The sequence below is a fragment of the Streptomyces sp. NPDC093586 genome (assembly GCF_044764905.1).
Classification (GTDB): domain Bacteria; phylum Actinomycetota; class Actinomycetes; order Streptomycetales; family Streptomycetaceae; genus Streptomyces.
Genome location: NZ_JBIWJA010000076.1, coordinates 1 through 9,721 on the forward strand (window position 1 = coordinate 1; position 9,721 = coordinate 9,721).

Consider the following 9,721-nt stretch of genomic DNA (forward strand, 5'->3'; position numbering starts at 1 on the left):
GACCCGCTGGGCATCGGTCACCGACAACGGCGGAATCTTCGGACCCGGACGACTCATACCGAACCAACGACGAATCTCCGACTCAGGTCACTAGGCGCGCAGCCGAAGGCCGACTGTTCGGTCGCAGCGTGATCGTTTCGCCGCGCTCATCGTCGCGATGATGGGCGCGGGCACACCTCGCTCGGGGCACTGCCGGGTCCTCGATGTGGCGGGACCCCGTCCGTCCTCGTGAGTGTCAGGGGCAGAGGCTGCGTGGGTGCTGTGCGAGCAGGGATTGGGGGCGTGGGTGCAGGTCGCTGCTGGCCGACGGCCCCGGCTACCGAGCAGTCCGGCCGGGCCCCTGCCGTCTGAGGAGCGGTGGCCCGACTCCGAATCGCGGGGCGCCCGCGCAGCCCGCCGTAGAGCGCCCATAGGGCGTACATCCCGCGTGCCAGTCGCGTGCTGAAGGCGCTCCCTGTTCGGACGCGGGCTCTGGCAGGTCGGTCTTCCGCGGTATGTCCGTCCAGCACGTTTCCTCTACTCGGAGTAGAGGGGCGCGGTAGAGTTGGGGTATGGCAGCAGACGAGACAAGCATCAAGGTGGGCACGGCCGCGCGGGACCGGCTCGCCCAGCTGGCCGCCGAGCACGGCACCACCATCCGCAGCCTGGTCGAGGAGCTCGCGCAGAGCACTCCGACACGGGCGGAGTACGCGGAGCGGGCCGAGCTGGCCCGCTCCGAGCTCGCCTCCGCTCTCGGCAGCGCACCGAGCCCGGAGGCCGAGGCGAAGGCCCGGGCGCTGCTGGAGCGCCTCGGCGGCAGCGCGCACGGTCCGCGGGCAGCCGCGTAGTGGCAGGGATCGCGGTCGTCCTGGACCACACGACCGCGGGGGCGTTGTACGACCCGAAGGACCCGTTCAACGAGGCGGTCGCCGCGTTCTACGTCCAGGCCTCCGGAGGGCTCGGGGATCTGTATGCGCCGGTGCTGTCCCTGACGGCCGGCGACGCCGAACGGCCTGGGCTGCTCGGCTACGTCAAGGGGCTGCGGTTCATCCGGATCGAGGCGTTCGACACCGACGCCGCGGTCACCGCCACCGAACTGCTGCGCTTCGGGCACTCCTGGGCCGCTGTCCACGCCATCCACGCCGCTCGCCCCTGCGCCGCCCACCCCGCCGGCCGGTTCCTTCTCACCCTGACGCCGAAGGCGTACGCGGGCACCGGCGTCCAAGCCGTCCACCCCGACCAGTAGACGTCAGCCGCGGCAGAAGACGGTCACCGCGCCCCCGCCCACGCCGTCGACACGGCCGTCGCTGTGCCCCAGGCCTGGCCCGCCACCACCTGACATCAGCAAGATCCGGCGCTGCTTCGCCGGGAGCAGCACCGCTCCTAGACTCAAGCCGGTCCGGCGTCCTTCTCGTCGTCCTGTCTGAAGGCCTCGATGACGGCATCCATGGTCCGCTTGGTGAGCGCACGGGCCTCGGCCATGGTTTCGTGCCGTCGCCGGTGCGCGGCCCTTCCTGTTGTCTGGCTGCGCGGGCGAGCCGATACGATTGATCACTACTTCGGCGTATGCGTGCCGTTGATCACCAGGGGGAAGCATCCATGTCCAGCCGTGTTCAGTCGATGCAGCAAGGTGATCCGCATCGTGTCGGCCCTTATCGCGTCGTGGGCCGGCTCGGGTCCGGCGGCATGGGCACCGTGTATGCCGCGCTCAGTGCCGCCGGGGAGCGGATGGCCGTCAAGGTCGTGCATCCGGCACAGGCCGCCGACGACGAGTTCCGTGCTCGGTTCCGGCGGGAGGTCCAGCTGTCCCAGCGTGTTACGGGCCCCTGCCTGGTTCCGGTGGTCGATGCCGACCCCGATGCGCCCGCTCCGTGGCTTGTCACCGCTTTCATACCCGGTCCCACCCTCGATCAGCACGTGGCCGCCAGCGGGCCCCTGACCGGGGCCCGCCTGTACGCCTTGGCCGCCGGTACCGCAGCTGCACTCTCCGCGGTCCACGGAGCCGGCGTCGTGCACCGGGATGTGAAGCCCCAGAACGTCATTCTGGCCCCTTCGGGTCCGATGGTGCTGGACTTCGGCATCGCTCATGCCTTGGACGGGACCTCCGTCACCCGTACTGGCGTGATGACGGGCACGCCGGGCTGGATCAGCCCTGAGCATTACCGCACCGGCACGGTCGGCCCAGAGGGCGACGTCTTCGCCTGGGGTGCCCTGGTCGCCTACGCGGCGACAGGTCGTCTCCCCTTCGGCAGCGGCGCTGCCGACGCCGTTGCCTTTCGTGTCCTGTCCGCCGAGCCCGACCTCGACGGCATGGGCGATGATCTGCGCCAGCTGGTGGAGAGGGCCCTGTCGAAGGAACCGTCCGACCGACCGACAGCCCCCGAACTCGCACAATCATGTGGTGAGTTGCTTGCCGGCCAGACCACGGCCGTCACCGGCCCCGCCGAACTGCCTCAGCCGACACTGATAGCCGACCTGGTCGGTCTCAACTGGGATCTGCCGTCCGAGGAGCCGATCTGGCCTGCGCCCTCGCAGCGCACCAGCCGCACTCGCCTGTACCTGATGGTCGTCGCCGCTGCTGTCCTCGTGGGCAGCCTCGGCGGCATCCTCGCCGCCACGCAGTCATCCACCACCGCGCGGGGACCAGCCTCCTCACCCGGCGGTCAGAAAACCCCAGCCGCCGGCCTCACGCCTGCGGCTCAGCACTCCGCCGGCCCTGCAACCGGCCCCGCGCTGACCGCATCCGACACACCGTCGTCCTCCTCGCCGAGCCCTCGTTCTTCGGCTGCCCCCTCTCCCGCTTACACCCGCAGCGACAGCACGCAGCCCACCGTTGATGAGTGGGCCGCCGCCCGGGTGCCAGCCACACAGGCGGAGAAGGCCGCCGCGCAGCGTCTGCGCGATGGCGCGGCTCCCGTTCTTCAAGGACAGCAGTACATGGACGACGAGGTGACCGTCACGTTCAACCCCTCGGCGCAGACGATGTTCGTCACCTTTGGCCCCGGCACCTACCCCGAAGGGCAGAGCCACCAGGACGATGCCGCCTGGACCGACATCGTCCGCGGTCTGATGTTCGGCAGCTGCGCAGAGGCCCAGCAGGACTTCCACGACGACATCACCTGGCCCTACGGTCGCGCCGCGGTCGTCTACCGCGAGTCGATGGCCAGCCCCCTCATCGCCGACTTCCGAGAGGTCACCCACACCGACAGCTGCCGCGTTTAGCCTCGTGAAAGCACGAGGTTAACCTTGCCACTCAATTTGCTCCATTCACCGGCTACGAGAGCCGCCACCCGCGCCCACCAGACCGCCCCCATTGAGCTGTTGCCTGACCTCCCGCCTCGCTGGAGCGGGCACAGCCTGCGCCGCGGTTTCGCCACCGCCGCCAAGCAGGCCGACAAGGACCTCATCGAGACGGCCCGCCACGGCGGCTGGGTCTACGGCTCAAAGTCCCCCGCCGGCTACTTCGGCCAGGCCGGCGGGCGAGACCAACCCCCTTTACGGCATCGGCCTGTCGGACACGATCAGCGTCACGGCTCAGGGGCGACCGCCTGCTGCCGACGACACAGAGGCGCCATGGTCGCTGTCCGCCAGGCGCGCAGCGACGCGGCCAGAGCGGCCCAGCCATGATTCGTATACTGCCCGGAGCGCCGGAGCGAGCGGTTCAGCCGCTCGACAGGACGCGGGCCGGCGCCGGGCTGCTCGCCGCCACCGGCCGGCAGCCAGGGTCAGCTGGTCTGCGGCTGCTGCTGTTCGATGCGGGCGCTGTCCAGGACGTGCCGCCAGGAGGCGACATGGGGCCGGCGGCGCAGCAGCGCGCGGCGTTCGCGTTCGGTCATGCCACCCCACATACCCCATTCGATGCGGTTGTCGAGTGCTTCCACCAGGCAGTCGATACGCACGGGGCAGCCCTCACAGACAGCCTTGGCCCGCTTTTGCCGGGTGCTCTCGGCGAACAGCTCGTCCGGGTCGGTGCCGCGGCAGGCGGCAGCCTCCTGCCAGTACGTCACGGTCGTCACCGTGGTCGTCATCGTGTTCCTCCCCCGTCGCGCTCGGCGACAGCACCGAGCCTATGCCCAGATCACAGCAGATCAGTCCTCACAACACCGCAAGGGCGGCAATCAGGCGGGACGGCAACTACCAGACGTTTGGGGTGAGTAGCATCCGACACCAACATCCCAGGTAGAAGGAGTGTGCTGTCGTGGCCAACGAGCCCCAGACGACCCCCGTGCAAGAACGAGTACGCCAGCGATTCGCCGACGAGCTCACGGCCAACCACGCAGAGCAGGAAGAGCTCACCGGCCAGATCGCCACTCTCCAACAGCGTCTTGACCAACTCAAGGCGGATGCAGCGTGGTTGACGCAGGCGCAGAGCAGCCTGCCCACGACGGGCGAGCCTGCGGACGGCGCGTCCGGCAGCGCGGCCGAGACGCCGTCTACGGCCCCGGTGGAGCTGGCCGAGACCTCCGCCCTGGCCGACGCCGAGGCGCCCCAGACCGTCCCCGCGCAGCGGCAGAAGCAGACGGTGAAGAAGGCGGCCCGGGCGAAGAAGCCCGCCGCTACGAAGCCCGCGGCCAAGAAGCCGGCGGCCGCGAAGAAGACCACCGCCAAGAAGACGGCCGCGAAGGCGCCGGTCAAGAAGACCACCGCCAAGACGACAGCGCCGGCAGCCGAGAATCCCGCTGCGAAGAAGCCGGCGGCCGAGCAGGCTGTATCACCGAAGGCCCCTGGCTCGAACGCTTCGGTGGGCAAGGCCGCGGCCGGCGGGCCGCCGCTGTGGGAGCTCCTCCTCGGTGTGCTTCGCAAGACGCCGGGGCAGCCGCTGGTGGCCCGCGAGGTCAGCGAGCAGCTCGCCAAGGACCACCCCGACCGGGCGACGTCCGCGCAGACGGTGCGCAACGGCCTGCAGACCCTCGTCACGAAGAACCTCGCCGAGAAGACCCGCCAGCAGGGCAACGTCATGTACACCGCCCACACCGACACGCCCGCGGCGCCCTCCCCCGCCACGGACGAGCCCGCGAGCAACAACGCCGAGAAGGTACCGGCCAAGGTCTAGCATCCGCTGCCGCCTCCGGGCACCCGCGGCGGCTCGCTGGACCGAGCGCCGCAGGGGCCCGGAGGACGGCAAGGACGGACGTGCGTCGTCGACGACGGGCGGACCAGGTCGGTCCTGAAGTCCGGCCGCTGAGCGGGAAGACAACTCCGCACGGAGGCACCCCAGGCAGGTGACAGAACTGTTTGGCATCATCCCCACATGGACTTCGACCTCACCCCACCTGCCGGCGTTGGCCCGTTGCGGATCGGCATGACGCGGAACGCGGCCAGCACCGCGTTGGCCTCGCTCCGCGATCCTGCCGCAGCGTCGGAGTCCGATCAGCCGGGGCGGCACATCTTCCGTCCCAGCGGGCTGATGATCAGCATCCACTGCGTGCGCGACACACTCGAGGCCATCGAGCTGGCAAGGCCGTCGGCCCAGACAGACCGAGTACTCTTCAAGGGCGTGGACGTCTTCGCGCTTCCAGCCCTCGAGGTCGTCCGGCGCATCGGTGCGTTCACCTCTCTCGAGGAAGACCCCGACGACGCTGCTTCCTTCGTCGCCCAGGACTTGCTGCTGAGCTTCTGGCGCCCGTTCGCGGCCGACGACGAGCCCGAGGAAGAGCAGGGCTACTACTTCAGCTCCGTCCTGGTGGCACAGCCTGGCTACTACGACCCCCCTGCTCAGGCCGCGGAGCGACTCCAGAACGGCTCGTGACCGGCCAGTCAGAACTCGCTTCCGCAGCGAGGCCCCCTCGCCCCGTCCGGAGGGTGCGCCATCGGCAGGCAAGGCGCGGGCCCGCCTACACGGCATGGCCCACGGCCGGGGCGGACCGGAGCCCGGCCGCGTGGGTCACAGCGATCGCGGCAGGGAATACACGCGACCCAGTCCTGCCAAGGAATAGGCCGGCTGGGGCTGCGGCAGAGCTGTGGACGCACCGGATCCTGCTTCGACAACGCCGCCGCGGAGAGCTTCTGGGCCCTGCTCAAGGAAGAGATCGGCACCCGCGCCCGGCCCGACCGGGCCACCGCGCGAGCCGAGGTCTTCAACTTCATCGAGACCTTCCGCAACCGCCGCCGCCTGCGCAAGCACAAGACCCTCGGCTGTCTCACCCCGGCCGAGACCGGACAGCGACATCAGCACACCCTCGCGGCATAACGATCACGTGTCCGGGATCACGGGGAAACTTCACGGCAGCCCACGGGACAGACGACTGGAGCCCGACCGCTCCAGTAGCGGGCACCGAGACACGCCCGGCGTCAGCGGCCAGGGAGGAAGTACTCGCGGGCAAGGATGAGCTGGTCGATCCAGTCGTCCAGTTCTTCCTCGTCGCATGTGGTCACACGGCATGTGTGGGCCGTGCCGTCGGCGAGGTGGACGGTGACAGTCAGGCCCAGGCCTCGGCCGGTTTCCTCGTAGGTCACAGCGTGGACGGTGGGCCAGGCCAGATGAATGGTGCGGCCGTTGTTGCCCAGCGAGATGCCTTCGGTGTCCGCCACGATGGCGTTCTTGCGGTCCATGGCGAAAAGCTGCGGGCTCTCGGCGTCCGCGTCGCTCGTGGGTGGCAGGCTCGGAGGTGAGGGCTGGTGGGCGGGCATGGGCGGCGGTGACGCGGAAGCGACCTGAGTGGGCTCATAGGCCGGCGGTCCCCCGAGCTCCGTCAAACTGAGCAGGTCCAGCAGCTGGCCGGCAGCAGGCCTCTGCTGGGGCTTCTTCCCCATGCAAGCAGCGATGACGCCGCGCAGCGTGGGTGGCACGGTGGTCAAGTCGGGCTCGTGATGGACGGAGCGGTACATCATGGCCGCCGGGGTGCCGTCCCCGAAGGCGCTTCCGCCGCTGGCTGCGATCAGGACCGCTCCCAGCGCGAAAACGTCCGCGGCCGGTGTGACCGGCAGGCCCTCTGCCTGTTCCGGGGCGAGGAAGCCCGGTGTGCCAACGGCGATACCGGTGGCGGTCAAACGGGAGCCCTCTACGGCTCGGGCGATACCGAAGTCCACGACGCGCGGTCCGTCCCCGGCCATGATGATGTTGCCCGGTTTCAGGTCACGGTGGACCAGACCGCAGCTGTGGATGGCCTGCAGGGCTTCGGCCAGCGCAAGCCCGAGCTGCCGCAGCGCCCGTCCCTCCATCGCGCCCTGCGTGGCAAGGAGGCCGGCAAGAGTCGGCCCGGGGATGTAGGCAGTGGCCATCCACGGCGCCGGCGCCTCAGGACCCGCGTCCACGACCGGTGCCGTGTGAAAGCCACCTACCGCGCGGGCCGCAGCGACCTCCGTACGGAACCGCTCACGGAACCCAGGGTCACGCGCCAGTTCCGGCTTGGCCACCTTCACCGCCACCGCACGCCCACCCCTCGAACGGGCGAGATAGACCGTGCCCATCCCACCCTCACCGAGCACCTGCTCCACCGTGTACGCGCCGATCCGCTCCACCCCACATCCCTCCCCCGAACGATCTTAGAAGGGTCCCTCTTCGCCCCTGACCCAGATCGACACTGTGCCGCCGATGCCGCGTCCGCTCATGGGGCCGAGGTCGACGAGGAGGCGGCCAGGAAGAGAATGACGCCCGTCGCAGCTACGGCGGACTTGATCGCAGTGGTTCGCATGCCCTGCGAGCGATCAAGTGGTGTGAGGCGCGGACCGGCTGGCACGCACCCAAGGACGTCGAACGGCGCTCGAGCCACCGGGGGCGGCTCGAGGATTGACGGCCGGACGCCGGTTACGTGGCCGGCTCGTACGTCACGCTCCGCTCCGGGCAGCCGGCCGCCGTCTCGCGCAGGGCAGCAACCGCCACGGCGGCCGCCACTGACATCCCCTGGTGGTGCCGGTGAACCCCACCGGCACCACCACCGCGCCGCCGAAACGCTGCGAACTCAACATGAGCGCCTTGGTGCGCCATGCCGGGTTCTACGGTGCGCGCGCACCCAGGTGCGGTCGGCATGGCCGGAGGCGATCTTCCGCCCGGTGTCTGTAATGCAGGAGACTGGCGCTGCGTTCAGACGCCATCCGCTTACCGATCAGCGGGCTGGGCTGGTCGAACACGGGTCTTGATCGGGTGATCGCGGTGCGGTTGGCGCATGAAGACAGGGCCTCGCGGTAGCTCGGGGTTGTCGAAGCCAACGAGCACCAGGAGGCCCTGTTGCCGCAGTCTTTCGCGCTCGCGCCCGTGGAGTCCAACTCGCCGTCTCCGTCGTGTGACTGCCTCGCGCACAGGTTCGGCAACGCGGCGGACGGGCCGGACCGTGTGCGGTGTTACGGCTCGGACATGACGGACGCGGAATGGCAGGTCATCCGGGCGGTGCTGCCGGTGCCCGCGTGGCTTGAAGGGCGGGGCGGCCGGCCGGAGGGCTATTGCCACCGCGTGATGCTGGATGCAGTCCGCTACGTGGTCGACAACGGCGTCAAGTGGGTCAATCTGCCGGCGGATTTCCCGCCGTACCGACGTGTGCACGCTTTCGCCCGTCGCTGGCAGGTGACGGGTCTGCTCGCCGAGCTCCACGACCGGCTGCGCGACCGCGTGCGGGAGAAGGAGGGCCGCACGGTGGACCCGACGGCCGCGATCGTGGACTCGCAGTCACTGCGGGCCGCGGCGAACATCCCGCGCTCCACATCCGGCTGGGACGGCGGGAAGAAGGTGGGCGGCCGCAAGCGGCACCTGGTGGTGGACTGCCTCGGCCTGGTACTGGCCGTTGCGGTGACCGCGGCGAGCGTGCAGGACCGCGACGCCGCCGTCCCGCTGCTCGAGCAACTGCGCAAGGTGCACTTCTCCATCCGCTTGGTGTGGGCGGACGGCGGCTATGCCGGGCGACTGGTCGACTGGGCGGCCGAGAACCTCCAGCTCACCCTGGAGATCGTCAGACGCACCGACGACGCCACGGGCTTTGTGGTGCTGCCGCGCAGGTGGGTGGTGGAAAGAACACTGAGCTGGCTGATGCGCTCGCGCCGCCTGGTGCGCGACTACGAGACACTGTCCGCCATGCACGAGGCCATGGTGCTGTGGTCGATGACCATGCTCATGAGCGGCCGCCTGGCCGGGCGCCGCCCGGGCGCGTTCAGCCGGTCGGCACCGCGAGCGCGGTGAACACCCCCGGCCGCACCTGCCGGGCCCACCCCCGCTCCACCAGGCGTTTCGCCTTCGACCGCACCCCCTCGACCTTCGCCGGGACCACCTGAAGCCCCAGGGCCCTGGCCAGTTGCTGGCAGCGCATGCCCTCCCGGCCCGCTTCCGACTCCAGCACCGACACGATCCGCTGGTAGTCCGGCGCCAGGACCGACGCCGTCATGCCCTCGGTCCGGTGCGGCACCACCGAGCCGACCGCTGAGCCCCGCTGCGGCTCCACGACCGCGGAAGGCGGCTCGACCAGCACCTCGGCCACCGTTGCACGGGCATCCACCAGCCGCTGAAGCGCCCGTTCCGCCTCGCCGAGCGCGGCCTGCACCCGCTCGGCCTCCTCCTGCAACCACGCGATCTCTTCCCGCACCTTCTTCTCCCGGGCTTCCAGCAGACCGAGTACCGATGCCACCAGCCACCTCCACGAGCGATACGAGCGAACGAACCGCCCCCATCTCTCCCGCTGCCGACCGGAGTTCATGCCCCCTAGCCCGAACCAAGCGATCACGTTGGGACTGTAAACCGTTCGGTGTAACTCCCGATCATGGAGGATGCATCGATGACCAGTGAGAACGTGGCTGAGCCCGAGGCCGTTGAGCCCTC

Annotated in this window: 10 protein-coding genes; 7 read left to right on the top strand and 3 right to left on the bottom strand. The window is 69.8% G+C overall.

From position 1 onward, the window contains the following. The first annotated feature begins 551 nt into the window (after positions 1-551). From ACIRFH_RS36100 to ACIRFH_RS36110, 3 genes are all read left to right on the top strand, one after another. The gene (locus ACIRFH_RS36100; RefSeq protein ID WP_403530682.1) at positions 552-827 is read left to right on the top strand and encodes a hypothetical protein; all 276 of its coding nucleotides are present in this window, start codon (positions 552-554) and stop codon (positions 825-827) included. Continuing rightward, entirely contained in the window at positions 827-1,225 is a 399-nt protein-coding gene (locus tag ACIRFH_RS36105) for a hypothetical protein (RefSeq protein WP_403530685.1), read from the top strand. The genes ACIRFH_RS36100 and ACIRFH_RS36105 overlap by 1 nt, the downstream gene beginning before the upstream one ends. A 353-nt stretch (positions 1,226-1,578) precedes the next feature. Beyond that, positions 1,579-3,201 (top strand): serine/threonine-protein kinase, encoded by a 1,623-nt coding sequence (locus ACIRFH_RS36110; RefSeq protein WP_403530688.1) that lies wholly within the window; start codon positions 1,579-1,581, stop codon positions 3,199-3,201. 503 nt (positions 3,202-3,704) lie between these two features. On the opposite strand, the gene ACIRFH_RS36115 is transcribed toward ACIRFH_RS36110, so the two are convergent. Then, positions 3,705-3,995, bottom strand: a complete 291-nt coding sequence (locus ACIRFH_RS36115; RefSeq protein WP_403530705.1) for a WhiB family transcriptional regulator — start codon at positions 3,993-3,995, stop codon at positions 3,705-3,707. 182 nt (positions 3,996-4,177) lie between these two features. Here ACIRFH_RS36115 and ACIRFH_RS36120 point away from each other — a divergent pair, with 182 nt between their 5' ends. The 3 genes from ACIRFH_RS36120 (at position 4,178) to ACIRFH_RS36130 (ending at position 6,169) form a co-directional block, all read left to right on the top strand. After that, positions 4,178-5,032, top strand: a complete 855-nt coding sequence (locus ACIRFH_RS36120; RefSeq protein WP_403530691.1) for a hypothetical protein — start codon at positions 4,178-4,180, stop codon at positions 5,030-5,032. 198 nt (positions 5,033-5,230) lie between these two features. After that, positions 5,231-5,728 (top strand): hypothetical protein, encoded by a 498-nt coding sequence (locus tag ACIRFH_RS36125; protein ID WP_403530693.1) that lies wholly within the window; start codon positions 5,231-5,233, stop codon positions 5,726-5,728. Between the two features lie 198 nt (positions 5,729-5,926). Next, positions 5,927-6,169, top strand: a complete 243-nt coding sequence (locus tag ACIRFH_RS36130) for an integrase core domain-containing protein (RefSeq protein WP_403530709.1) — start codon at positions 5,927-5,929, stop codon at positions 6,167-6,169. Between the two features lie 101 nt (positions 6,170-6,270). On the opposite strand, the gene ACIRFH_RS36135 is transcribed toward ACIRFH_RS36130, so the two are convergent. After that, positions 6,271-7,440: a serine/threonine-protein kinase gene (locus ACIRFH_RS36135; RefSeq protein WP_403530696.1), complete on the bottom strand. Its 1,170-nt coding sequence runs from the start codon at positions 7,438-7,440 to the stop codon at positions 6,271-6,273. 832 nt (positions 7,441-8,272) lie between these two features. Here ACIRFH_RS36135 and ACIRFH_RS36140 point away from each other — a divergent pair. Next, a complete protein-coding gene (locus ACIRFH_RS36140) occupies positions 8,273-9,088 on the top strand; it encodes an IS5 family transposase (protein ID WP_403530699.1) in 816 nt (271 codons plus the stop codon). On the opposite strand, the gene ACIRFH_RS36145 is transcribed toward ACIRFH_RS36140, so the two are convergent. After that, positions 9,060-9,530 (bottom strand): hypothetical protein, encoded by a 471-nt coding sequence (locus ACIRFH_RS36145; RefSeq protein ID WP_403530702.1) that lies wholly within the window; start codon positions 9,528-9,530, stop codon positions 9,060-9,062. The two genes, ACIRFH_RS36140 and ACIRFH_RS36145, sit on opposite strands and share 29 nt — an antisense overlap. Positions 9,531-9,721: the final 191 nt, after the last annotated feature.

Excerpts from the sequence above, each read along its gene's own strand:
- ACIRFH_RS36140 (WP_403530699.1), top strand. The coding sequence starts at position 8,273 with ATGACGGACGCGGAATGGCAGGTCATCCGGGCGGTGCTGCCGGTGCCC.
- ACIRFH_RS36125 (WP_403530693.1), top strand. The coding sequence starts at position 5,231 with ATGGACTTCGACCTCACCCCACCTGCCGGCGTTGGCCCGTTGCGGATC.
- ACIRFH_RS36100 (WP_403530682.1), top strand. The coding sequence starts at position 552 with ATGGCAGCAGACGAGACAAGCATCAAGGTGGGCACGGCCGCGCGGGAC.
- ACIRFH_RS36110 (WP_403530688.1), top strand. The coding sequence starts at position 1,579 with ATGTCCAGCCGTGTTCAGTCGATGCAGCAAGGTGATCCGCATCGTGTC.